21 protein-coding genes, 1 tRNA gene and 1 riboswitch are annotated in these 23,917 nt (G+C 39.2%); of the genes, 13 read left to right on the top strand and 9 right to left on the bottom strand.

Going from position 1 to position 23,917, the window contains the following annotated elements; translation table 11 throughout:
* Positions 1–2: 2 nt before the first annotated feature.
* Together AC1EKB_RS02010 and AC1EKB_RS02015 are read right to left on the bottom strand one after the other, a co-directional pair.
* The gene (locus AC1EKB_RS02010; protein ID WP_415694198.1) at positions 3–2,459 is read right to left on the bottom strand and encodes an energy-coupling factor transporter ATPase; all 2,457 of its coding nucleotides are present in this window, start codon (positions 2,457–2,459) and stop codon (positions 3–5) included.
* Between the two features lie 59 nt (positions 2,460–2,518).
* Positions 2,519–3,130: an ECF transporter S component gene (locus AC1EKB_RS02015; protein ID WP_415694199.1), complete on the bottom strand. Its 612-nt coding sequence runs from the start codon at positions 3,128–3,130 to the stop codon at positions 2,519–2,521.
* Positions 3,131–3,135: 5 nt separating this feature from the next.
* Positions 3,136–3,288, bottom strand: a riboswitch (FMN riboswitch).
* Between the two features lie 96 nt (positions 3,289–3,384).
* Between AC1EKB_RS02015 and AC1EKB_RS02020 the strand changes: the two genes are divergently transcribed.
* Complete coding sequence (locus AC1EKB_RS02020; RefSeq protein ID WP_415694200.1) at positions 3,385–4,401, top strand: glycosyltransferase; 1,017 nt, start codon at positions 3,385–3,387, stop codon at positions 4,399–4,401.
* Between the two features lie 137 nt (positions 4,402–4,538).
* Here the strand turns inward: AC1EKB_RS02020 and adhP are convergent, their stop codons facing one another.
* Entirely contained in the window at positions 4,539–5,549 is a 1,011-nt protein-coding gene (gene adhP / locus AC1EKB_RS02025) for an alcohol dehydrogenase AdhP (protein ID WP_004130822.1), read from the bottom strand.
* A gap of 327 nt (positions 5,550–5,876) precedes the next feature.
* On the opposite strand from adhP, the gene AC1EKB_RS02030 reads away from it, so the two are divergent.
* The 12 genes from AC1EKB_RS02030 to AC1EKB_RS02085 all read left to right on the top strand — a co-directional run bounded on the left by AC1EKB_RS02030 (position 5,877) and on the right by AC1EKB_RS02085 (position 19,730).
* Positions 5,877–5,952, top strand: a tRNA-Gly gene (locus tag AC1EKB_RS02030).
* 418 nt (positions 5,953–6,370) lie between these two features.
* Complete coding sequence (locus AC1EKB_RS02035) at positions 6,371–6,952, top strand: hypothetical protein (protein ID WP_415694201.1); 582 nt, start codon at positions 6,371–6,373, stop codon at positions 6,950–6,952.
* Positions 6,953–7,141: 189 nt separating this feature from the next.
* Positions 7,142–9,199, top strand: coding sequence for an AMP-dependent synthetase/ligase (locus AC1EKB_RS02040; RefSeq protein ID WP_481248736.1), 2,058 nt, complete (start codon positions 7,142–7,144; stop codon positions 9,197–9,199).
* Between the two features lie 128 nt (positions 9,200–9,327).
* On the top strand, positions 9,328–9,816 hold the full coding sequence (locus tag AC1EKB_RS02045) for a peptide deformylase (protein ID WP_481248702.1): 489 nt from the start codon (positions 9,328–9,330) through the stop codon (positions 9,814–9,816).
* Positions 9,817–10,116: 300 nt separating this feature from the next.
* Positions 10,117–10,917, top strand: a complete 801-nt coding sequence (gene rpsB, locus AC1EKB_RS02050; RefSeq protein WP_004130830.1) for a 30S ribosomal protein S2 — start codon at positions 10,117–10,119, stop codon at positions 10,915–10,917.
* A gap of 29 nt (positions 10,918–10,946) precedes the next feature.
* A complete protein-coding gene (tsf, locus tag AC1EKB_RS02055) occupies positions 10,947–11,798 on the top strand; it encodes a translation elongation factor Ts (protein ID WP_415694203.1) in 852 nt (283 codons plus the stop codon).
* A 144-nt stretch (positions 11,799–11,942) separates the two neighbouring features.
* A complete protein-coding gene (locus tag AC1EKB_RS02060; protein ID WP_481248703.1) occupies positions 11,943–13,370 on the top strand; it encodes a UTP--glucose-1-phosphate uridylyltransferase in 1,428 nt (475 codons plus the stop codon).
* A 227-nt stretch (positions 13,371–13,597) separates the two neighbouring features.
* The gene (locus tag AC1EKB_RS02065) at positions 13,598–15,526 is read left to right on the top strand and encodes a helix-turn-helix transcriptional regulator (RefSeq protein ID WP_481248704.1); all 1,929 of its coding nucleotides are present in this window, start codon (positions 13,598–13,600) and stop codon (positions 15,524–15,526) included.
* A gap of 1 nt (position 15,527) precedes the next feature.
* Positions 15,528–15,902 (top strand): hypothetical protein, encoded by a 375-nt coding sequence (locus tag AC1EKB_RS02070; RefSeq protein ID WP_481248705.1) that lies wholly within the window; start codon positions 15,528–15,530, stop codon positions 15,900–15,902.
* A 10-nt stretch (positions 15,903–15,912) separates the two neighbouring features.
* Entirely contained in the window at positions 15,913–18,495 is a 2,583-nt protein-coding gene (locus AC1EKB_RS02075; RefSeq protein WP_481248706.1) for a DEAD/DEAH box helicase, read from the top strand.
* 75 nt (positions 18,496–18,570) lie between these two features.
* Positions 18,571–18,918 carry an RNA polymerase-binding protein RbpA gene (locus AC1EKB_RS02080; RefSeq protein WP_415694208.1) on the top strand — a complete coding sequence of 116 codons (348 nt, stop codon included), beginning with the start codon at positions 18,571–18,573 and terminating at the stop codon, positions 18,916–18,918.
* Between the two features lie 92 nt (positions 18,919–19,010).
* Positions 19,011–19,730, top strand: a complete 720-nt coding sequence (locus AC1EKB_RS02085; protein ID WP_481248707.1) for an HAD hydrolase-like protein — start codon at positions 19,011–19,013, stop codon at positions 19,728–19,730.
* Between the two features lie 205 nt (positions 19,731–19,935).
* Here AC1EKB_RS02085 and AC1EKB_RS02090 read toward each other — a convergent pair whose 3' ends face one another.
* From AC1EKB_RS02090 to AC1EKB_RS02115, 6 genes are read right to left on the bottom strand one after another with little or no spacing between them, the layout of a single operon-like run.
* Positions 19,936–20,460, bottom strand: coding sequence for a MerR family transcriptional regulator (locus tag AC1EKB_RS02090; RefSeq protein ID WP_481248708.1), 525 nt, complete (start codon positions 20,458–20,460; stop codon positions 19,936–19,938).
* Between the two features lie 9 nt (positions 20,461–20,469).
* Positions 20,470–20,910, bottom strand: a complete 441-nt coding sequence (locus AC1EKB_RS02095; RefSeq protein ID WP_004130855.1) for an FHA domain-containing protein — start codon at positions 20,908–20,910, stop codon at positions 20,470–20,472.
* An 18-nt stretch (positions 20,911–20,928) separates the two neighbouring features.
* Positions 20,929–21,810 carry a DUF881 domain-containing protein gene (locus tag AC1EKB_RS02100; protein WP_415694211.1) on the bottom strand — a complete coding sequence of 294 codons (882 nt, stop codon included), beginning with the start codon at positions 21,808–21,810 and terminating at the stop codon, positions 20,929–20,931.
* Between the two features lie 14 nt (positions 21,811–21,824).
* Positions 21,825–22,157, bottom strand: coding sequence for a small basic family protein (locus tag AC1EKB_RS02105; RefSeq protein WP_481248709.1), 333 nt, complete (start codon positions 22,155–22,157; stop codon positions 21,825–21,827).
* Between the two features lie 27 nt (positions 22,158–22,184).
* A complete protein-coding gene (locus AC1EKB_RS02110) occupies positions 22,185–23,216 on the bottom strand; it encodes a DUF881 domain-containing protein (protein ID WP_481248710.1) in 1,032 nt (343 codons plus the stop codon).
* 44 nt (positions 23,217–23,260) lie between these two features.
* Entirely contained in the window at positions 23,261–23,863 is a 603-nt protein-coding gene (locus AC1EKB_RS02115; protein WP_016792034.1) for a CDP-alcohol phosphatidyltransferase family protein, read from the bottom strand.
* Positions 23,864–23,917: the final 54 nt, after the last annotated feature.

Consider the following 23,917-nt stretch of genomic DNA (forward strand, 5'->3'; position numbering starts at 1 on the left):
AGTTATACAAATATTCCAGCAGAAATTATTCCGCACACAATGCCTAATGTAATTATTAAAAGCGCAAAGTCTTTTAAGCGCATTTTCTCCGTATGTAAGTGTGTGCGTTTTGCTCCAGGAACGTAGCATCTAGAATCTAGCGCAAGTCCCAGTGTGTTTGCGTGCCGAATCACACTTGCAAATCCTGGAACTATAAGAGATGTTATTGCTTGCAATCGCTTTTTTATAGACCCGTCTTTTATGTTTCCGCCTCTTGCAATTTGAGCTAAAGCTACAGATTCTGCTTCTTTTGCAAGAGTTGGCAAAAATCGCAAAGCAAGGCTCATAATAAGAGCAATTTCTTGACTTGGCAATCCTGCGATTTTAAGAGGTGAAATAATAGACGCGCATGCTTCAGTCAATCGCGTTTGGCTTATAGTTAGTACAATTATTGACCCGATTAGTATAACAAGCGAAAATCTTGAAGCGAAAAGTATTGCAAACTTTATTCCATCGTCTGTTATTAATATCGGTCCGATTCTAAAAAGTCCTCTTCCAGAATGCACAACTAGAAGATTAAACAATCCAGAAAATACGAATATTGCAATAAACATGTGCAATGACAACAATAATTCTATAGGCGATATTCTAGCGAGAAATATTAGAGCAAGCGTTGATAGAGCAAGGATTCCAAGTTGATAGAAGTTCGTAATACTAAACGCGCTAAACATAAGAATTAAGCATGATATTAGTATTATTCGCGTATTGAATAAGCTTAGCAATGACTTGTTTTTGTTCTTGTTTTTACTTGTATTTTCGCTACCATTTGTACTGACGTTTTTACTTGTATTTTCGTTTGTATTCGCATTGCCATTCGCAATAGCATTCTCACTAGTATTTTCAAGCTTTTCGTCTTGTGCTTGTTCTGGCACTTGCTTCTTTTCGTGCGAATCAAGCGTAACTATGCGCGCGCCAAGAGATTTTGCTTCACTAAAATCATGCGTAATAACAATAATTGTTACGCCTTTATTGTGTAAATCGCTTAAAATTTTTAACACGATTTTTGCATACTCAAAATCTAATCCTGCTGTAGGCTCGTCTAAAACCAAAATTTTTGGATTGCAAGCCAAAATTCCCGCGATTGCTGCTAAGCGTTGCTGGCCTCCAGAAAGCTCGAATGGGGATTTTTGTGCTAAATGCTCAATATGCAATGATTTTAGTGCGCTCAAAACTCTGGAACGCAATTCGCATCCTTCTAATCCAAAGTTTTTTGGACCGTATGCTACGTCTTCAAAAACAGTTTGCGCAAAAAGTTGCTGTTCTGGCAATTGCATAACGTAACCAATGTTTTTACGAACTGCGCGCATTTGCGATTTGCTTGTTTTTTCGCTAATTTTTATTCCGTTTACGCAAATAGAGCCAGAATCGTATTTAATAAGACCGCATATTGCTTTTGCGAGCGTGGATTTTCCACACCCGTTTTTTCCCATTATTGCAACGATTTCGCCTGCTTTTACGCTTAGAGAATAGTCTCTTATTATTGGATTTTGACTATTTGCATAGCTCACACTTAAATTAGATATTTCAATTGCTGCATTCTTACTTGCTTTATTTGAATCACGTTTATTTTTGCTTTCTGCATTTGATTTTTCTGCATTTTCCGTCATTCTTTTTGATTCAATAACAGCTGGCGATTTTTCCGCGTAGAATTCGTCTAATTCCAATAAACTTACATCACGCAATTTTCCATTTTCTAGCATTAATATTCTATCCGCATTTTTGCATTCGCTAATCTTATGCGTTACTTGAACGATTGTTGTGCCGCGCGCTTGTAATTTGTCAAAGAGCTTATTTACATCTGCTTTTGCGCAAGCATCAAGCATGCTTGTAGGCTCGTCTAATACAAGAAGTTTTGATTGTGTGGCAATCGACGACGCAATAGCAACGCGCTGCTGCTGGCCTCCGCTCATATTGCTCGGGTCGCTAAAACGGTGATTTTCCATGTTTACAGCACGTAAAGCATTGCTTATATTTTGCTTCATAAATTCTTTAGAAGCGCACAAGTTCTCAAGCCCAAAAGCAACATCGTCTTCTACAACTGTTGTAACGATTTGGTCTTCTGGGCTTTGAAACAATGCTCCAATAGATTCTCGTGCTTTTTGGTACGCTTTTGAATCAACATTGTTTGTTTCAAAAACTTTTATTCCGCATAGCGTAACAATTCCAGAATCTGGGGAAGAAAGTCCTGCAATAATTTTAGATAGCGTAGATTTTCCGCTACCATTTTTGCCTATTATTGCAATTCTTTGACCATATGCTATTTCTAGATCTATTCCGTCTAGAATCCAAGTTTTTCCGCCATCATAGCTAAAGCGAACTTTTTGCAAAGAAACAGCATTATCTTTTTTAGCACAATAATCCGTATTGCTTTTTTCGTCTTTGCAATTTGTTTTATCTTGAATAACTTTATTGCTTTGCATAATCAGCTTGCTTTTTACTTAATTTAACTAATGCTATTTTGGCCAATGCTATTTGTTTGCTATTTATTGTAGTTAAGAAGTTTTGAAACAGGCTTATAAACAAGCATAGTTACTACGCAATGAATCGCAAGCTTAATCACATTAAACGGTAGCAGAGCTGGAACTATAAGAGCTGCAACTTGTTCAACGCTTATATGAGCATAAAGCGGCGTAATAATAAGATTTCCGACTATTGCAAGAGCAATCGCAACTATAGAGCCAATTACAAGCGAAATAATAGCGCCTTCTTTGGTTCTAATTTTTTTGTAGACGATTGCAGCGCTAACAGAAGCGCCCAGCGAAACCAATATTGCCATTATTGCGCCAAACGGATTAGTGAAGAAGTGCGGAGCAAATCCTAAAACGCTTACGATTACAGCGGCGAATGGCCCGTAGGCAAATCCTGCAATTAAGCACACAATTCCCGAAGGATCGTATTTAAGGTAGCTTAAGTCTGGAATAAGTGGGAATTCTATAAAGCTCACAGCCATAGATAGCGCCACAAATAACGCGTATTTAGCAATTTTTTCGCTTGACCAATAGTTTGTGCCAGAGTAAGTTGCGTGATTATTTGTTATTTGATTATTTGTATGATTGCTTGTTTTACGATTACTATCGCTTGAAATGCTCATTAGAGCCTCCGTTTCTTTCATCCGGACTTTAACCGTTGGCTTCGGATTTTAACCGAATCAGCAGCAGTGGTGCCGCTCGCGGGCTTCGAGAAAATTCAATAATCCAAGAATTACCTCGTTACCGCCAGTAAGGATTTTCACCTTCCCTGAAACTACTCTTTATTTTTATCTTATGCTAAGAACATTTAGCACGTTTGGGTAACTTTTGACTTGTAACGTTTTTTGATGGCAATGCTAAGTGTAAGATTAAAAGCATGAGTGAAATTACGAATACTTCTGTTAATTCTATAGATAAGCTTGCGATTATTGTTGTTACTTATAAACGCCAGGAGCTTCTTGCAAATCTTTTTAAATCTTTTGAGTGCCTGAATCAATGCCCTTGGCGAATTGTTATTGTAGACAACGAAAGTAGCGAAAAAACGCGCAAAATGGTGGATGATTTAGGCGATATTCTTTCGCGCAGATGGGGCGCTTCTAGCGCGGACGATTCTGGCGATTCAAACCGCGTTGTTTACGCGCCACAAAGTAGCAATCTTGGGGGAGCTGGCGGTTTTAGTGCTGGCGTTAAAAAAGCGTATGAGCTTGGTGCGGAATGGTTCTGGGTTATGGATGATGACGTTGAAACTGTTCCAGAATCTATTGAGCGTCTTTGCAAGTGGACTAAGAGCCACGATGTGATTCAAGGCAGCCGATTAGACTACGACGGTGGCGATTTTTATTGGCAATATAACTTTATTGTTTCTCTTGGAATCCCTAATCCAATCGCTCCAGCAGCATTTGGACCATCTGGCTACCGCGTTATGAACACAATGTGCTTTGAAGGTGGATTGTTTAAGCGCAATATTGTAGAGAAAATCGGACTTCCAGATTCGCGCTACTTTATTTATTGGGATGACACTACTTATGGCTATCTTGCTAGCAAAGTTACGAATCCGATTGTTGTAAATGACATTATTCTTCGCAGAACTCGTAATATTCCTAATTGGGATATTGCTGGCGTTCGTCAACTAAATTCCACTTCCGACATGAATCGTTATCATATTATGCGAAATCGTGGTTTTATGGCGCGCTACTTTATGATACATGGCGATTTTAGGCCATTTATGTTTGCTCTTGGAACTGCATTAACTGCTGCAAAAGAGATTATTAGGCTTGTTGCTGTAGATCGTGAGCATATTTTAAGTGGCGTTAAAAAGCTTTTTACTGGTTGGATTGCAAGCAGAAAAATTTTGCATGATCCTAATTGGAAGCCAATGCCTCCGTTAAAATAGCAGATTTTTTAAGACTTAAGTCTGAATACTGAGATTTAAGATTAATGCTTAAGTCTTAAAAATTAAAGCACAAACATAAACTAGAAGCCACCTAGCATTTGCTAAGTGGCTTCTAGATTTTTATTTTATCTCTTTTTTCAGTGGGAGAGGTCAATTACCATTCGACCGCGAATCTTACCGCTGAGCATCTCATCGAAGATGTCGTTAATGTCTTCCATCTTGCGCATATGGCATTTTGGAACAACCTTGCCTTCAGCACCAAACTGGAACGCTTCTTCCAAATCCTTACGAGTTCCAACAAGAGATCCGACCAAGCGGATTCCGTCGAGAACAAGGCGAGGGATGCTGAGTTCCATATCTTCTGGTGGAAGACCAACAGCTGCAACAGTGCCGCCTGCTCGTACAGAGTCAACTGCACAGTTAAAAGCATCCTTGCTTACAGCGGTTACAACAGCGCCATGAGCGCCGCCTACCTTCTTCATAGCAAATTCAGGAACATTTTCCTTAAGTGGGTTCACGCACAAATCTGCGCCATATTCCTTAGCAAATTCAAGCTGAGCATCGTTAACATCTACTGCGATTACGTGCGCACCAAATACGTTCTTTGCATATTGCAACGCAAGATTACCAAGACCGCCAAGACCGAATAAAATAAGCCATTCGCCTGGATGTACGCCAGATTCCTTAATAGCCTTGTAGGTTGTAACGCCAGCGCAAGTGATGGAGCTTGCAGGAGCTGGATCCAAGCCTTCTGGGACCTTTACTGCGTAGTCTGCTGCGACGATGCACTCTTGAGACATGCCACCATCGGCAGTGTATCCTGCGTTCAAAACGCTACGGCAAAGTGTTTCTCTGCCCGTGGTGCAATATTCGCAATGTCCGCAACCCTTAAAGAACCATGCTACAGATGCACGGTCGCCTGGCTTTAATGTTGTAACACCAGGGCCAACTTCCTTAACAATACCAATGCCTTCGTGGCCTAGAACAACGCCAGTTTTATCGCCAAAATCTTGGTTCTTAACGTGAAGATCGGTGTGGCATACGCCGCAGCACTCCATATCGAGTAAGGCTTCACCAAATTCCAATGGACGAAGTTCCTTCTCTACAACCTGAGCCTTCTTATCTTTGGTTGCAACAATAGCCTTCATAGAAACCTCCTTGTTCTATGCTTCATCGTTGAAAAACATTGCTTTTTCAGTTTTCTTTTACCTGTTTGGTAAAAGCTATTTTTATTCTACATTATTTTTACGATTTTTCATGATAAAAATCACATTTTAATAAAAATTTTTATAAAAATTTATGGCTTAATGATAATAATTATCGTATTCAATATTTTTCTTATCGTTTTCTTATCTTTTTCTTCTGCTCAACACTCCGTAAAATCGCTTGAATACAGCAGAAAATCACTATACATTTTTTATTTTTGATTATAACTTGCATTAAACAATAAATCAGGCTACTATGGCATCTTGTTTGCGGATATAGCTTAGTTGGTAAAGCGCAACCTTGCCAAGGTTGAGACCGCGGGTTCGAGTCCCGCTGTCCGCTCCATTTTTTATGTCTCAGCAGTATTCCATAATATTCCGCTGAGATTTTTTTATTTTCTGTCACATGTCTCCGCACATATATTGGGTTATTGGGTTATAGTCCGAAAAATGGGGGCAAGCGTCAAAACTGTGTAAAGCTAAGCTGATGAATATTCTGAAAATAGAACTAGTCAACTTAGCTTTTTGCATATAACCCAATTCTTTTTGCACAATGTGCATAACTTTTATTAGATAATCCTTGAATTTTCGCCGAAAAATCAAGGATTATGAATGTCTTATCCACATATTGAATTAACTCTTTTATTTTTTTGAATAAGCTGTATGCTTTACTTAAACCTTAAACATAAGGTGAAAACAAAATAAACAAATATAAGGAATTAAACAATAAATGACTTGACAAAATTTTAGGGAAGAAGGAGCAAATGAGAAATTTTTCTAGTACTCTGTTATACGCAAACGACGACGATAATGAGACATTTTGGGAGGTTATTAACAGTAACTTCCCAGATCAAGCAGATCCGTCGCGGTTCCAGAATAAAGATAGAATAACTTTTCCAGTGTATGAAGGTTCAATACCAGTTGGCTCTTCTAAATCAATGGCAAGTTATCACGTATCATCGTGTTTCAATAATACACATGGCAAAAAGATGTACTTGTATCTTGCAATGCAAATATGCAAAGTAGCATGCATAGTCGGTGATATTTCTCATGGCAGGCCAATATCTCCAGAGATGAAAAGAGCATTAACAAAAGAGTGCATATATAAACTTGAGAATATGTGGTATTTGATTAACGAATGCTACAAAGATAAGCATAATGAGGAAGAAGCTTCTAAGTTAAGAAGCAATCCAACAATACCTAAGATGATAAATGGAATACTGGTTTCTCCATCGCGATTAGAGGCAGTTGTTTTGCTTCATATTGGAGATACAGAATATTGGACATCTTTAACACTTAGATTCATAATGGGAAAATGGGTTTGCACGTTAGCAGATATAGGTTAGATTTTTGCGTAATCATAGTTTGTGTAACGCCTCTAGACTATAGCTTGCGTTTGCATGTTTGACTCTAGGGGCTTTATAAATAATTATTTGCTAAATAGTCATCATTTTGTAAAAAATGCCAATTTTCCATGCCTATTTTTGTATGATCATGGTTTTGTGTTGGCTTGCTCATACCGTACAATTAAGAATATGCTGCGAGAATTTTCTGTAGAAGACATTCACCCAACTAATGACGGTGACACAATTTATTCGTTGCTTGCCAATAGAGCAATGCGAGACCCGCAAGGCGTAATTGCACAATGGCAAGATGACAATACTCGCCAATGGCACGATGTTAGCGCATCACAGATGCTATCCAAAGTTCGTTCTACTGCAAGAGGCTTAATCGCTCTTGGCGTTAAGCAAGGAGATAAAATCGTTATTTACTCTCCAACTTGTTATGAATGGGGCGTTGTGGACTTTGCGTGCGCTTGTATTGGTGCTGTAAGTATTCCTATTTACGAAACTGACTCCGCTCTTCAAGCTGCAGATATTATTGCGGAAGTAAAGCCTGTTATTGCTTTTGCTGGAGACGATGAGCATGCACAATGCTTGGAAAGAGTTCGTCAAGACAATAAGCGAATTTCATTAAAGACGGTTTTTAACTTTAAGGCCAATGGCATTGATGCTGTTATTGATTTTGGAAAGTCAATAAGCGACGATGAGCTAAATAATGCTATTAATCAAATAAAAGCAGATGATTTAGCAACTATTGTTTACACTTCTGGCTCTACTGGTAAGCCAAAGGGAGCAATGCTTACTAATAGAAACTTTACGCACATTGTTTACGCAGCATACGATGTTCTAAACGACATGTTGTACAAGCCAAGCAGAATACTTCTGTTCCTTCCTCTTGCGCATTGCTTTGCAAGGTATATTCAGTATGTTGCAATTGGAGCAAACGGTGTTATTGGTTATGTGCCAAACGCTAAACATTTGTTGGCAGATTTGCGTAGTTTTAAGCCTACGTATTTACTTGGTGTTCCTCGAGTGTTTGAGAAAGTTTATAACGCAGCATCTCAAAAGGCTGGTGCTGGAATCCGAGGTAGAATCTTTGCTAAGGCTGTTCAGCATTTTGTTGAGTGGTCTAAATACGAAGTTGAAGGAAAATCGCATTCTATTTACGCAAAATTGCAACACGATTTTTATATGAAGACTGTTGGTTCTTCTATAAGATCTGCGCTTGGTCCTAATTTAGCGTGGCTTGCTTGTGGCGGTGCTCCAATAAATGCAGAGCTTGCTCACTTCTTTAATGGATTAGATGGCATAACTTTTATTCAAGGCTATGGAATGACAGAAACGGCTGCTCCATGCGTTGTTAATTTTGAACACGCAAATCAAGTTGGTTCTGTTGGAAAGCCTGGTCCTGGAATTACCATTCGCATTGCAGATGATGGCGAAGTTCTTGTAAAAGGTCCTAATGTTTTTGTTGGATATTACGGAAAGCCAGATCTTACTGCAGGAGTTATTGATCAAGATGGGTGGCTTCATTCTGGCGATTTAGGCGAGATTGATGATGAGGGTTTCTTAACAATTACTGGCAGAAAGAAAGACATTATAATCACTGCTGGCGGAAAAAACATAAGCCCTGCTCCTCTTGAAACTATTATTGCAAAGTGTCCTCTTGTTTCGCATGCAGTGGTTGTTGGAGATGGAAAGCCGTTTGTTTCTGCTCTTATTGAGCTTGAGCCAGATATGGTTCGTTCTTGGCTTAATAATCAAGGAATGGATGAGACTATTCCAATGAAAGATATTGTACAAAATGATGCAATACGATCTGTTATTCAGCAATTTGTTGATCAAGCTAATAGCACAGTTTCTAGAGCGGAATCTATTCGTAAATTTGTTATCTTAGACGAAGAATTCTCTCAAGATGCTGGTACGTTAACGCCAAGTATGAAGGTTGTGCGTCCAAAGGTTTTGAAGAAATATAGCGATATTATTGAAACGCAACTTTATGCTCCAAAACCAAATAGTAGGCCACTTCCTGCAACGGTTAAGATTTTAGATAAAACAACCGAAACTGTTAAGCAAGCTCAAGAAACTGTTAAGCAGGCTCAAGAGGTTGTTACTCCTAAAGTTAAGCAAGCTATTGATCAAGCTGCAACGCATTTGAAGCGTTTTGGAGAAGATTTGCCTTTGCAATCCGATTCTAGAGAATCTTATTCAAATGATGAAGATGGAGCAAACCAAACCGTTAGTGAATAAGATTTTATGAAGTAAGATACTAATAGGCTAATTAACAATTGCAAATACAGATTTACAGATGGTATTACTATAAAGTTTGTATAATTATGGATTGCGATTTTAATTAGCCTTTTGTTTTAAGGAGTGCCGTGACTATTAGACAAATCCGCGTTGTTCCAGACCCTGTTCTTAGAACGCCTTGTGATGAAATTCGCGAGATTACGCCATCTGTTAGAAGTCTTGTAGAAGATTTATTAGAAACTGTAAACGATCCAGGTCGTGCAGGACTTAGCGCGAACCAAATTGGTGTTAATCTTAGAGCATTTTCTTATAATATTGATGGAACAATAGGCTATATTTTGAATCCTGTTATAGAAGAACTTAGTGGTGAGCAATACGGAGATGAGGGCTGCTTATCGGTTCCAGGATTATGGTATAAGACCCGAAGGGCTGATTATGCCAGAGCAAGAGGGATAGATCTAGACGGCAAAACTGTTGTTCTAGAAGGTAAAGGCTTAATGGCTCGCATGATTCAACATGAATGTGATCATCTTGATGGTCATGTGTATATTGATCGTTTAGAAAAAGATGTTAGAAAGCAAGCTTTGCGTCAATTGCGCAATAGTTATTCTAAGTAGATAATTTAGATATTGTAGATAATTTTATGTAGCTAATTCAATAAATTATTGCGATTTTTTATAGGAATTGCTACCAAAGTTAGTATAAAGCTTCTGTTATAATATGACTTTGCGTGTTCGCTTTGAGCATGAGTGTTGTCGCGTTATACGATTGCTCGTTTTTATTGTCTATCAGAATGCGCATATACGCGCCATGTACGCGTCCGTTCGTGTCGGTCGGCTTTGGTTTTAATGTGTTAAAACCAAGTTGCATGCGAACAGACATGGCCAGGCAAGAACCGACAAGAAAGGTATATAGATATGGCACAGATTACCATGAGCGAAATGCTGAAGGCTGGTTTGCACTTCGGTCACCAAACTCGTCGCTGGAATCCAAAGATGAAGCAGTTCATTCTTACTCAGCGCAATGGTATTCATATCATCAATTTGTTCAAGTCGCTCGACATGATCGACAAGGCTTATGACTTTATTAAGCAGACTGTTGCTCATAATGGCACTGTTTTGTTTGTGGGTACTAAAAAGCAGGCTCAAGAAGCTGTGCAAAATCAGGCTACTCGCGTAAACATGCCTTACGTAAGTGAGCGCTGGCTCGGCGGTATGTTGACTAACTTCCAGACTGTTTCTACTCGCGTAAAGCGTTTGAAGGAACTCGAGGAAATGGACTTTACCGACGTTCGTGGATCTGGTTTAACCAAGAAGGAACTTTTGCTTCTTGAGCGCGAAAAGGATAAGCTTTCCAAGCAGCTCGGCGGTATTCGTAATATGAACCGTACTCCTTCTGCAATGTTTGTTGTAGACATTAACAAGGAAGCTTTGGCTGTTGAAGAAGCGCACAAGCTCGGTATTCCAGTTGTGGCAATCGTTGACACCAACACCGATCCAGAATCCGTTGAGTATCCAATTCCAGCAAACGACGATGCAATTCGTGGCGTAGAGCTTCTTACAAGCTTGATGGCCGATGCTGTTGCAGAAGGTTTGCTTGATCACGCTGGCAAGGGTGCAAAGGCTGAAGATGCCAATGCTCAGCCAATGGCAGCATGGGAAAAGGAACTGCTCACTAAGGAATCTGAACAGTCCGACAATGAAGCCAAGGCTGAATAAGCCTGTTGGCAGTTAATGAGGAGAACAAAATGGCAGCAATTACTGCAGCGTTGATTAAGCAGGTGCGCGAAGAAACTGGCGCAGGCATGATGGACGTTAAGAAGGCTCTTACTGAAGCCGAAGGCGATGTAGCTCGCGCTAAGGAAATCATCCGTGCTAAGGGCATTCAGGCCGCTGGCAAGCGTGAAGGTCGCAAGGCTCAAGAAGGAACCGTTGCTTCTAAGGTTGTTAAGACTGCAGAAGGCGAAACTGGTTATGCAGTTGAGTTGAATTCCGAAACTGACTTTGTTGCTAAGACACCAAAGTTTGTTGAATTCTCCGAAACTGTGTTGAACAATGCTATTGAAGCCAATGCTTCTAGTGCAGAAGAGCTTCTTGCCGCTAAGGCTGGAGATGCTACTGTTAAGGAAGAAGTTGAAGAAGCAGCAGCATTGTTTGGCGAGCACGTTAAGGTTGGCCAGATTGCTAAGGTTAGCGGTCCTCATGTTGAGGTTTATGCTCACAAGAAGTCCGTTGAATTACCTCCAAGCATTGTTTCTATGATTGCTACCGACGAAGCAGGCGCTAAGGTTGCTCACGAAGCCGCTTTGCAAATTTCCGCTATGGGTGCTCAGTGGCTCCGCCGCGAAGACGTTCCAGCAGATGTGTTGGAGTCCGAGCGTCGCGTTGCTACCGAGAAATCCTTGGCAGAAGGCAAGCCAGAAAAGATCGTTCCAAAGATTGTTGAAGGTCGTTTGAACGCCTTCTTCAAGGAAACTGTTCTCCTTGAGCAAGCTTATGTTAAGGATCCTTCCAAGACTATTGGCGACTTGTTCAAGGAAGTTGGCGGCTCTGCTTTAGCTTTCGCTCGTGTTGAGGTTGGCAAAGGCTCTGCTGAATAGTTTTTGCTAAGTTTCACTTATTAAAAACTATTTGAAACGTAAAAATGGACTTGCGTGTTTAACGCGTGAGTCCATTTTTGTTTGCAACATATTGTCTAAGCAGATAAACTATTAATCAAAATGCATACAGGGAGGCTGCGTTAAATGGACAACACTTTTGAATTGTCCGCTGCAAAGATGCGCGAACACGGTATGAGCGAAGTTGCTATTAGCCAATTTGAACGTCTTTATAAAGTGTGGAATGAAGATAAAGCTGGCGGATTTATTCGCGAAAACGCAGTAGAGCCTATTAAGACTGTGCCAAATTTTCATGAGATTTATGAAACAATTGATCATAATAAAGCTGTTAGCGCATTCTCAAAAACGGCATTTATTAAGCTAAATGGTGGTCTTGGAACATCAATGGGCTTGTCTTGCGCAAAGTCTTTATTGCCAGTTAGAAGACATAAAGCTCGTCAAATGAGATTTATTGACATTATAATTGGTCAAGTTCTTACAGCGCGCCAACGTTTAGGCGTTGATTTGCCTTTGATTTTTATGAACTCTTTCCGCACATCTAAAGATACTTTACAAGTATTAAAGCGTACAAAAAAGTTTTCTCAAGAAAATATTCCTGTTGAAATTATTCAGCATCAAGAGCCAAAGCTTTTAGAGGAAACGGGTGAGCCTGTTTCTTGTTCTAAAGATAGTAGTTTAGAATGGTGCCCTCCGGGTCACGGTGACATTTTTTCAACTATTTGGGAATCTGGATTGTTGGATATTCTAGAGAAAAATGGCATTAAGTACTTGTTCATTTCTAACTCCGACAATTTAGGCGCAAGACCGTCTAGAACTCTTGCTCAGCATTTTGAAAATACTGGTGCATCAATCATGATTGAGGTTGCTAAGCGTACTCAAGCAGACCGTAAAGGTGGTCATATTGTTAGAAGTCTTGAAACTGGTAGAATGATGCTTCGTGAAATGACTCAAGTTGCTGCAGAAGATAGAAGAAGTGCGCAAAGTATTAATAAACATCCTTATTTTAATACTAACAATATTTGGATTCGTGTTGATGCTTTGCAAAAGATTCTTAAAAAATATAAAGGTGTGCTTCCTCTTCCAGTTATTTGCAATCACAAGACTGTTGACCCAACTGATGATTCAAGCGAAAAGGTGATTCAGCTTGAAACTGCTATGGGCTCGGCTGTTTCGCTTTTTGACGATGCGATTTGTGTTGAGGTTGATAGAATGCGATTTTTGCCTGTAAAGACTACTAACGATTTGTTTATAATGCGTTCCGATCGCTTCCACCTTACGGATTCTTACGAGATGGAAGATGGCAATTACATATTTCCAAATGTGGATTTAGATCCACGATTTTATAAGACTATTGATGATTTTAACGAAAGATTCCCGTATTCTGTTCCAGCTTTGGCGGCTGCAAAATCTGTTACAATACGAGGTGATTGGACTTTTGGAAGTCAAGTCTCTATGTTTGCGGATGCTGTTTTAGAAGATACGGGGGAGCCAAGCTACGTTCCAAATGGCGAATTTGTGGGGCCTCAGGGCATTGAACCAGATGAGTGGGTGTAATCGCAAAATAAATTCATTCGGGCGTGTCGTGTGGAAAATGGCTTAATTTCAACGATTTTACAGTGTTGACTAATAGCTTTTCAAGAAAATTAATGACTTTTTTTGAAAATGTCCACACGTATGGCAAAACACCATTAAAATAGTTAAGGTGTGTGTTGAGAATTTAGCATTTTTAGCATGTTTTTAACACAAGATGAAACTACAAAAGAAACGATACGTGAGGACAAATGGCAGAAGGAAGTAACGGAAGACGTCGTTTTTCCGATAAGTGGGGTAAACACGAGCTTGATGTGCTGGCTGTGTTGTCTTCCGCATTTCCACAATGGCTGACTTCGCGTCAGATTGCGCAACGAGTTAAGGCTTATGCCGATTCTTATGGAGAGCTTGCAGATCAAGCTGCAAAGGCTGCGTTTGCAAAGCAATTCCAAAGAGATCGTGCAAAGCTTGCAGCTATGGGTATTGCGATTGAATCTCGTCAGCCTGAATATTCTTCAAAGTCAGAAGGCCAAGATTTTGCATCTTACAGGCTGCAACTTGGTGACGAACCTCGCGTGCGTATTCGCTTTGAACAAGAAGAGCTTCCTGTTCTTGCGGCTGCTAATTATTTAGCTCGTTCTATGTCGATTTCTTCTTCCGAATCGCGCAAAGTAGATCAGCAACATTCTTCTGCATCTCGTACTGCTCCTAGAGTTCCTCAAACACCTATTCCTGGTTTGGGCTTAGATTCGATTGCTCCAGGACTTGGAACTCAAACAATTCCAGACGCATTGGTTAAGGTTATTGATTCTAGAAGATTTGCAGCAACTGTTGACGTTGATGGTGAACATTTGAACGTTGCATACACTGATTCCGACGATTTAGCAATGTTTGTTCTTGAACATCCAGGTTCTTGCGTTGTAAGCCCTCAAGAAGCGGCGGATGCTTTCCATAGAAGACTTAATGCTGCTACGCAATTCGTTGAATGCGACGAGAATTACGCTGATCAAAGCGTTGATTCTGCACGTTCTAATGCGGAAGATAATCAAGCCCTTTCGGAAAACGAGCCAGACAAGTCTCGTCAAAAAAAGACGTCTTTCCAAACTGGAAGCGAAGTAGATCGCAGACTTCGACTAATGCTTTTCCTTTCTGCTCATCTTGGAGAAGAATTCCCACTAAATGAGCTTGCTGTAAGATTCATTGGCAAACCTAAGAATGACGATGAACTTCGTAGATTTGTTGCGATTTTGCATAAAGACATTAATACGCTTACTACTGTTTCCGACGATGGCGAGATGGCAGGTAGCCAATTCTTCGATATTGATTGGTCTCTTTTAGAAGCCGAAGGTATTGTTTCCGCAACTAATTCGCTTGGTCTTGAGCGTTTAGCTGGAGTTTCTCAACAATATATGAGCATGCTTACGGCTTCTATCAACTACCTTGCGCATTCTCCTCTTTTGCCTGTTGAACAAAGAGATCAAGCCAAAGCGCTTTACATGCGTTTGCGTAGGCATGTTAGCCCAGGGGAGACTCCTTGGCTTAGCCTTACTGGTTACGAGGTAGAGCCTAGAAATTGTTCTGTTGTTCGCAGCGCTATTAGTGCTAATGCATTAATCGACATGGAGTACACAGATGGTGCTGGTAGAACGCGCAGAAAGATTGTTGCTCCTTCTAAGATTTTTGTTGATGAAGGCGTTTACTACGTTGCTGTTTGGACAGATGTTGAGGCTCAAACTCCACAAGATAAGCGTACTTTTGTTGCAAAAGACACTTCGATTAATAAAGCAAACGGTTTGCCGAGAATTTGGCAGGTTTTGCGCGTTGCAAGAATTGAGCGTGCAGAAGTTATTAAGCCTATTTGCCCTGTAGAAATTCCAGATGTTCCAGTTAGCGAACTTAGAAAATGGAGTTTTGACAATGGCACTCAAACATGCTTTATTACAGATGAGCCAGATTTGAACTTCTTAAAGAGTCTTTCTGGAGCTACAATCGAGCCTTGTGGAACTGGCGTTAAGGTTCATTTAACGGTTTCTTCCGACTCTTGGTTTGTTGCATTTTGCATTGCTCACGCTCGTCATATTAAAGCTGTTTCTCCAGAAACTTTGCGCACTATGATTATTGCTCGAGCACAGCGAGAATTAAGCGTTAATAATAGCGATTGCCAAAACTTGGAGAATTAAAATGCCATGGTGGATTTGGCTTTTATTAACTCTTTTTATGCTATGCATGATTGGTGCAGGGCTTGCGTACGCGCTTAAATGCGCGTATAAGATTTTAACGAATTGCACAAGTTTTTATACTAAGGCTTATTCCTGTTTTGAAAAGTTGCAAAACAGTGAAGATTCGTTGAAAAAGGATTCATATCCATTTTTTACGCGTCCGATTTTCGATGCTGCTCAACGTGTAGAAGAGGCTCGAATTAGAGTTTTAAAGCGCCAAGAAAAAGTAGGAGATTCTCATAGAATTGTTTGGCAACATTGGAATAACTTGTCTTTGCGCAAAGAAGATATTGACAATCCAATTTTTAATGAATCTAAAGAAACTAAAGGAAACTAAAGAATAGTTTATGACTACGCTCCCATTATCTCCGTCTCAAAGATTTAGTGCGTTTCGCAAGACTTTGCAACATTCTAAATCAATGGCTGCTAAATTTGAAAGTTCCTTAAGCTTTGATTTGGATGATTTTCAACTTGAGGCAATTGATGCTCTAGAAAATGGAGATAACGTTCTTGTTGCTGCTCCTACAGGTGCTGGTAAAACTGTTGTAGCAGATTTTGCTGTTTTTTTGGGTGTAAATCGCGGTGTTAAAACCTTCTATACAACTCCAATCAAGGCTCTTAGCAACCAAAAATATCATGATTTTTGCGAAGTTTACGGCTCTAATAAAGTTGGTCTGTTAACAGGAGATACGTCTGTTAACAGTGAAGCAGATATTGTTGTTATGACAACAGAAGTCTTACGAAATATGCTTTATGAGCGTTCGATAACACTTAATTCGCTTGGATTTGTTGTTCTAGACGAAGTGCACTATTTAGCAGATAAATTCCGAGGAGCAGTTTGGGAAGAAGTTATTATTCATCTTCCGCAAAGCGTTAAAATTATTGGACTTTCGGCAACTGTTTCTAATGTTGAAGATTTTAGCGCATGGATCTCTTCTGTTCGCGGAAACACTCATTTAATCGTGGATGAGCATAGGCCTGTTCCTCTTGAGCGTCATGTTATTATTCAAAAAGATGGTCAAACAGAGCCAGAGCTTCTTAATCTTTACGATACAGATAAAAATGGCAAACCAACGAATCGTGTAAATCTTGCTTTAACTAGAAAGTTAAGCCAGTGGGAAAACGCTGCTTTGCGCAAAAAATCTTCTTATTTAAGTAAAGATAAGCGTTCTTATAAAGGTAAGTTTTCTAAAAGAAAATCGCGCGATCGCTCTAGTGATTTACAAAAAAATTCCAAGTCGTCTTTAACTATTCGTCATACTCCTAAAAGATGGGCTGTTATTGACGAGCTTGATTATCTTAATATGCTTCCTGGGATTTACTTTATTTTCTCACGTTCTGGTTGCGATCAAGCTGTTCAGCAATGCTTAAACGCTGGTCTAGCTCTTACAAGCGATGAAGAGATGTACGAGATTCGTAGAATTGTTGATTCAATGATTTCGCAAAATAAGCTTTCTAAAAGTGACTTAAAAGCGCTTAGATTTGAACGCTTTAGATACGCTTTGGAACAAGGATTTGCGGCTCATCACGCAGGTATGATTGCGATTTTTAGGCATATTGTTGAAACTCTTTTTGAGCGTGGTCTTATTAAGATTATTTTTGCTACAGAAACGCTTGCTTTAGGCTTAAATATGCCAGCTAGGAGTGTTGTTGTAGAAAAGCTAGTTAAGTATGATGGTACAGGTCATGTTCCTCTTACGCCTGGCGAGTTTACTCAACTTACTGGCCGAGCTGGAAGACGCGGAATTGACGATATTGGTCATGCTGTTTTAATAGACAATCCTGATTTTGACCCAGCTAAAGCGGCTTCTCTTTCTAGTAAGCGTGTTTATCCTCTTCACTCCAGCTTTGTTCCAACTTTTAATATGGCTGTTAATCTTCTTAATAATAGCGATGCAAAAACAGCTCGAGTAACGCTTAGTAGCTCATTTGCTCAATGGGAAGCGAACGCTTCTGCAGCGCGCCTTTTGAGTCGTATTGAGGAGCTTCAAGAGGCGATTAGTGGCTATGAGCAGGCTTTTTATTGTTCTAATGGCGATTTTGCTGAGTTTATGACTCTTAGAATGCGTCTTAAAGACGCTCAACATGATCAGCGTAGAAAACTTAAGCATACTCTGTTTTCTAGCGACTTAGAGCGTTCAAATGCCTTCAAAGAGTTAGATAACAAAATTGCTAGTTTGCGTAGTCAAGAAAGAAACCATCCTTGCGCAAATTGCCCAGATATTCAGAGTCACTTGCATTGGGGCTATTATTGGGCCAGAGAAACAAAAGAGTTAAATCAAGTTAAAGAACGTTATAATTCTAGAACTGGTTCTGTTGCAAGATGTTTTGACCGTATTTGCAACGTTCTTTGTAGTTTGGATTACTTAAAAGAAACAGGTAATACGTTTGCTTTGACTAATAAAGGTCAGCTTCTTAGACGACTTTATAACGAGCTTGATGTTGTTTTTGCGCAAGCTATTTGCGAAGGTATTTTTAATGATTTAACTCCTATTGAGCTGTTGAGTTGCGTATCTTCTTTGGTTTATGAGTCTAGAGGTCCAGTTGGATCTGAGCCAAGAAGATATCCTGGCGGATTAGACGGCGCTGTATTCAATACTGTTTCTAGATTAAAGGAATTGTTTATGCGCATAAGCAATATGTGCTTAAACAATCATCTTGATGCGTTGAAATCGCTTGATTTTGGCGCAGTAGACCTTATATATGATTGGGCGCAAGGCGCTGATTTGCTTGATATTTTGCAAAATACAGATATTACGGGTGGGGATTTTGTTCGTTTTGCTAAAAGACTTATAGACTTGCTTAATCAGCTTGCTGTTCTTAGCGATTATTTAAGAATTTTGCCTAATGTAGACGATTCGTTAGCACACAAAGCATATGAAGCAGTTCAAATAATTAATCGTGGGGTAGTAGCCTATTGTGATGTTTAGTATTTTGTGATGTTTAGTATTTATAGTCCGTGCAATTCGCTAGCTTTATAATGGAAACTAAAAGGAGAATATAATATGGCAGAACGCAGTTTACGTGGTATGAGCATTGGTGCAAAGTCGCTAGAATCCGACGATAATGTTGATTTTGCAGCTCGTAATGATGTTACATATGTTTGTCCTAAAGGGCATAGGACTATTCTCCCGCTTGCTCAAGGTGCAGAAGTTCCAGAAGAATGGGAATGCCGTTGTGGTGCTTTAGCGCATAAAGAAGGCGATGCAGATAGGCCAGATGATGATTTTAATAAGCCAGCTCGAACTCATTGGGATATGCTTTTAGAGCGTAGAAGCGAAGAAGAGCTTAAAGCTTTGCTTGATAAGCGCTTGAAGATGCATCACGAAGGTTGGATTCCTGATTACGAGTAGTCTTTGCTGTGTAGTTTTTTGTATAGTTTTTGCTTTAATTTTGCGATTAATCACTAATATTAATTATTAATTTAGGATTTTTAGGAAACGCCATGAAAGTTGTTTTGCTTGATTTAGATGGCACTTTAACTCAATCTCATATGGGAATTATCGCATGTGCTAAAAAAGCTATGAGCGATTTAGGAATGCAAATTCCAGACGATGAAGAGATGATGCGTTTTGTAGGGCCGTCTATTCTTGAATCTTTTCAACGAAATGGTATGCCAGAAGATTTGCAATTAGAAGGCGTAAAGTTGTATCGAAAGTATTATTCCGAAGTTGCAACTTTTACAGATCCTAGAGATCCTAGTGGTAGCAAAATCACTGGAAGCCTTTTGAACAAGGTTTATGAAGGAATTCCAGAACAATTAAAGAAATTACGTGAATCTGGATATTATCTTGCTACAGCATCTTGCAAGCCAGAATATCAAGTTAAGCCTATTTGTGATTATTTTGGATTAACAGATTTAATTGATGGAATTTACGGCGCAAGTGCTGATATGTCTAGAATTAAAAAAGACCAAGTTATACGTTATGTTCTAAAAAATATTGGTTTTGACTATTCGCTAGACAAAGCATTAATGGTTGGCGATCGATGGACGGACGCAGATGGCGCATTAGCTTGCTACATTGATTGTCTTGGTTGCGCTTGGGGTTACGCAGAGCCTGGTGAGCTTAAAAAGCACGGTGCTTATAGAATTATTGACAATGTTTGCGATTTAAGCATTGCTATTGATGAATATTTTGATAATTCTAATACTTTGCGCAAATAATATTTCTATATAAAAATAATCCTATATAAGTATCCGATAATGTACGTTATGTCAGATTAGTCATAAAGCACAAACACTAGATAAGAATTAGTACTAATACTCCACTTTTATTATTCTTATTATTTATTACTTTTAATATTTTATTATTCGAATATTTTCAATATGATATAGGTTTTAAGTAAGATTTTAAGATTTGAAAATATTTTTAGTTTGAAGATTCTTTAGATAAATCAGCTCGTACTTGCTTAACAATGCATCCAACTGCGATTGCAAAAACAGCTGAGCCGCCTTCTAGCATGCTAAACATATTTTCTTGATTATTGTTACATTCCATAACAGATTGACCATCGCAAATTATTGTCATGCGTTCAAGATGACTAACACTATAACAATTCAAAAAAACTATAGCTGTTGTAACGTTTGTAAGATTTACGCCAGCGTCTAAAAGTCGCTTAGCAACCGCCATAATAGAAATATCCTTAAAAGAATATAAACGCCTGGATCCAGACCCGTGAGAAGGATTAATAGAAGGCTCAATAATGTTTTTTCTAGCCCAATAGTCAAGTTGCCTATAGGTTATTCCAGCAATCTTCATTGCAACGCTTCCGCGATATCCTACGGACTCTTCTCCTTCGCTAGAAAAAGCAAATAACTCCCCTTGCACTGGCTGATTATTAGATTCGTAGAAATCCGCCAGTGCATTTTTACTAGAAGAGTTTTTTAACACCATTATTGTTTATTATCGTTTACTAACAGCACTTTGTGTAAAGAACATTAAGCGATATTTGCCAATCATAATCTCATCGCCATTATTAAGAACTGCTTCATCAACTCGATTACGATTAACATAGGTTCCGTTTAAGCTGCCAGCATCTGCAATGCTAAAAACGTTTCCATTCCTTCTAAACACTGCATGCGCTCTAGAAACAGTAGAATCGTCAAGCATAATATCTGCTCTGGAATCACGCCCAACCGATACAACATCTTCGTCTAGCAAATAACGAGACCCAGAAACTGCCCCACGTGTAGAAATAAGCAAAGCGGTGCCTGGCAGTAGTTTTGCTATTGTGTCTAAATCATCCTGCTTTAGAGGGCGGTCTGCACTAGAATTTACAGGAATAGTTATTGCTGGCATGCCAATAATGGTTGTTTCGCCAGCTGTAGGAATAGGTTCAGTCATAATTGCTATTTTACCTTCTTATTCGACCGGTTTTGCATATTGATACTGTTTTGGTTCGCGTGTTGAACGAATCTCAACCTCTTCAGGCGTTGAAACGTATACGGAAGCGCCAAATTTAACTTTTAATCTAGATCCAACTCCCCCTGCAATATTTACGGCGTTTTGCAAATTTTGCGCATCGCCAATAGCCTTAACTATGTAAGGAGGATTTATCTCGATTCCATCACACAGCAATCCATGCTTAGTGTCGGAAATGTAGCTAGAAGTCACAATACGAATATCGTTAATAGACATAACTTCCACACCAGCATTGCGAAGCTCTTCTATAAGCTGAAACATAGTTGCAGCATCTACGCGCTCTTTTTCTCCAGCTGTAATATGAATAATAACACCTTTTCCAATTGCTGGAAGACGACCAGAAATCAAGCCGCTTGTTTGCGAATTTTGCTTAGCAATTCTAGCAGCTTCTTCTTGCTTATTCACAGATGCTTTTAGAGAATTAAGCTGACTTGTTAATTCAAACTTTCGTTGTTCAAGATTTTGTATTTGAGAATTAGTTTCCGTGATCAATCGTGTAAGTTCGTCTTCGCTCATAGTTTGGTACACAAGAGCACTTCGATTTACTTGAATCATATATGCAAAGCTAAGAAGAGCACAAAGAAGCATAACAAGCAAGCCTGTTAGAATGCGCGTTCTTGTAACATGACCTTGCAAAGATGGCTTATTTTTGCGCGTAACTTTCGGGAAGGAACCTGTTTGAGTGCGGTCGCTTTCTCGATCTTTAGCATGCTGGCGATGAAGCCGCTTAACAATATTGTCTATATTTTTATCAATATTATTATCGCTTAATTCATTGTTTTTTACGCTGTTTTTTGAAGTATTCGCAAGTGGATGTTTCATATTATCCCCTGAATCTATCCCCTAAATATAAAACGACGAATTGCAGAAACGTTAGAGAAGATTCGTATTCCTAAAACAACAATAACAGCCGTTTGCAATTGTGCACCAACTCCAAGCTGGTTGCCAAGCAAAACTAAAAGCGCTGCAGCAATAACATTTGAGAAGAACGAAATAACAAACACTTTGTCGGAAAAGCTGCGCTCAAAATAGGCTCTAGCAGCGCCAAGAAGAGCATCTAGTGCAGCAAGCACCATGATTGGCAAATACGGTTGAATAACCACTGGAATATCTGGATGCACAACAATACCAATAAGTGCTCCTAAAATCAATCCAAGAATAGCTGTCATAACCTATTTCCTATCTTTCCTATTTTTCTATCTTCTACTCGTCAACTCTTTTGCAAAATTTACTTCTCCCGTTCCAGCTGCCGATAACTTTAAGTTACTAGTAGCTGAGACTTGTGGATTAATGCCAGCATTTGTAAGAGATGTAAACCATTCAGAATGCTTTTGAGAATTTAACTTTTCAATAAGGCTTGAGCTGTCTCCTATTGCCTCAATCGTATACGGGCTTTGAGTTTGATTAACTCCAACAAGAATCGTGGATCCTGCAGTACGAATCGATGTTTGAGAACCAATCCTGTATCCGTTAATTGATATTGCTTCTGCTCCAGCATCCCAAAGAATAGAAACAAAGATTTGAATATCTCTATCGGTAACAACCTTGATTCTAGCGCCTTTAGACATTTCTCTAGGAAGAGAACCATTAGAAACATCGTTACTTGCAGAAATAGGATTTGCAATAGTCAAAACAACACCAGGCCCATATACAGCGTGAGTACCATTAGTCATGTTGTCGGATTTATCAACTTGATTTTCGTACGGAGTGTTAATTCTTTTAGACTCTTTGTCTACACTAGCGCGAAGCTTTGCAACTTCTTTAACAAGATTGTCGAATCTGCTTGCGCGAGTCGTAAGCTCGTTCGCTAAAGATACGCGTATAGCTTTACGCGAATCAGCGTGTAGTTTACGTACGAATTGACTACCAACAGTACCAACCGCAATGCAAATTACAAAAACAATTATTCTTGTAATCCAAAGACTAATCTTGCTAACATTTTGCTTATTTAGTCTAGAATCCATAAAAAGCGGATCAACTGGCCTGTTGCTTAAATCATCTATTAGTCTAAGAGAATAATCTTCAAGCCTACGATGCCTATCTCGATGCGACGAAAAAGTATACGATGAATTTGTAACATGATGAGCGCCTAAACCAAACACGGATTTAGAAAATACTGCTCTGCGTTTAGAAAACAAAACAACAGTTGGAGCAGGAAAAGACTCTGGGATTGTGCCACTAGAGGCATGATCCCCACTTTTATTTAGCTTAGAAGTCTTTTCCACCATGATTTATCCGTTGCTATTAACTCGTTTTCAAAAAATCGTAAGGATTATTTAGCCTTTTTTATTAGTAGTTTATAAGCTTGTATACAATATAATATTCCTGCAAACCAATAAAGCGTGATTCCCCAAATTGCGCACGCTATTGCAGCAGCATATAGAATAAGCATTGGCTCTGTTGCAATAGCGAAAACAATCATAAATAGAACAATAGTTACCATTAGCAATGCTGTTCCAGTTTTGCCCATAAAATTAACAGGCAAAGGGCCATAGTCGTATTGTGCAAGAATCACAATTAAAATTGCCATTATTGCGTCTCGCAAAACAACTAAAGCTAATGCCCACCAAGGTATAATCTTTGCAAATGCTAAAGCTAATGTGCTGCAAACTATAAGAAGCCTATCTGCAATAGGGTCTAGAATCTGGCCTAATTTGCTAACTTGATTAAAAGTTCTTGCAATATAACCGTCAATACAATCAGAAAGTGCAGCTATTGCAAGAACAATTAAAGCAGGCCACATTTTGTGTTGCGCAATTAAAACAGCAAGATAAGGTATTGAGCATATTCTTAAAAAGCTAATAACATTAGGCACAGTAAGAACTCGATTAAGCGCTTCAGGACTATATTCCTGACTATAAACGAATTTGACCATACCTAATTTCCTTAAAACTTGCTAAAAATAAAATTTTCAATACTAATACTATTG

This window comes from Gardnerella sialicivorans subsp. sialicivorans, assembly GCF_056746795.1.

Bases quoted from the DNA above. Each gene is read 5' to 3' on its own strand.
- adhP (WP_004130822.1), bottom strand. From the start codon at position 5,549: ATGAAGGCTATTGTTGCAACCAAAGATAAGAAGGCTCAGGTTGTAGAG.
- tsf (WP_415694203.1), top strand. From the start codon at position 10,947: ATGGCAGCAATTACTGCAGCGTTGATTAAGCAGGTGCGCGAAGAAACT.
- AC1EKB_RS02090 (WP_481248708.1), bottom strand. From the start codon at position 20,460: ATGGTGTTAAAAAACTCTTCTAGTAAAAATGCACTGGCGGATTTCTAC.
- AC1EKB_RS02040 (WP_481248736.1), top strand. From the start codon at position 7,142: ATGCTGCGAGAATTTTCTGTAGAAGACATTCACCCAACTAATGACGGT.
- AC1EKB_RS02095 (WP_004130855.1), bottom strand. From the start codon at position 20,910: ATGACTGAACCTATTCCTACAGCTGGCGAAACAACCATTATTGGCATG.
- AC1EKB_RS02100 (WP_415694211.1), bottom strand. From the start codon at position 21,810: ATGAAACATCCACTTGCGAATACTTCAAAAAACAGCGTAAAAAACAAT.
- rpsB (WP_004130830.1), top strand. From the start codon at position 10,117: ATGGCACAGATTACCATGAGCGAAATGCTGAAGGCTGGTTTGCACTTC.
- AC1EKB_RS02010 (WP_415694198.1), bottom strand. From the start codon at position 2,459: ATGCAAAGCAATAAAGTTATTCAAGATAAAACAAATTGCAAAGACGAA.
- AC1EKB_RS02115 (WP_016792034.1), bottom strand. From the start codon at position 23,863: ATGGTCAAATTCGTTTATAGTCAGGAATATAGTCCTGAAGCGCTTAAT.
- AC1EKB_RS02105 (WP_481248709.1), bottom strand. From the start codon at position 22,157: ATGACAGCTATTCTTGGATTGATTTTAGGAGCACTTATTGGTATTGTT.
- AC1EKB_RS02035 (WP_415694201.1), top strand. From the start codon at position 6,371: ATGAGAAATTTTTCTAGTACTCTGTTATACGCAAACGACGACGATAAT.
- AC1EKB_RS02020 (WP_415694200.1), top strand. From the start codon at position 3,385: ATGAGTGAAATTACGAATACTTCTGTTAATTCTATAGATAAGCTTGCG.
- AC1EKB_RS02110 (WP_481248710.1), bottom strand. From the start codon at position 23,216: ATGGTGGAAAAGACTTCTAAGCTAAATAAAAGTGGGGATCATGCCTCT.
- AC1EKB_RS02080 (WP_415694208.1), top strand. From the start codon at position 18,571: ATGGCAGAACGCAGTTTACGTGGTATGAGCATTGGTGCAAAGTCGCTA.
- AC1EKB_RS02065 (WP_481248704.1), top strand. From the start codon at position 13,598: ATGGCAGAAGGAAGTAACGGAAGACGTCGTTTTTCCGATAAGTGGGGT.
- AC1EKB_RS02060 (WP_481248703.1), top strand. From the start codon at position 11,943: ATGGACAACACTTTTGAATTGTCCGCTGCAAAGATGCGCGAACACGGT.
- AC1EKB_RS02015 (WP_415694199.1), bottom strand. From the start codon at position 3,130: ATGAGCATTTCAAGCGATAGTAATCGTAAAACAAGCAATCATACAAAT.
- AC1EKB_RS02085 (WP_481248707.1), top strand. From the start codon at position 19,011: ATGAAAGTTGTTTTGCTTGATTTAGATGGCACTTTAACTCAATCTCAT.
- AC1EKB_RS02075 (WP_481248706.1), top strand. From the start codon at position 15,913: ATGACTACGCTCCCATTATCTCCGTCTCAAAGATTTAGTGCGTTTCGC.
- AC1EKB_RS02070 (WP_481248705.1), top strand. From the start codon at position 15,528: ATGCCATGGTGGATTTGGCTTTTATTAACTCTTTTTATGCTATGCATG.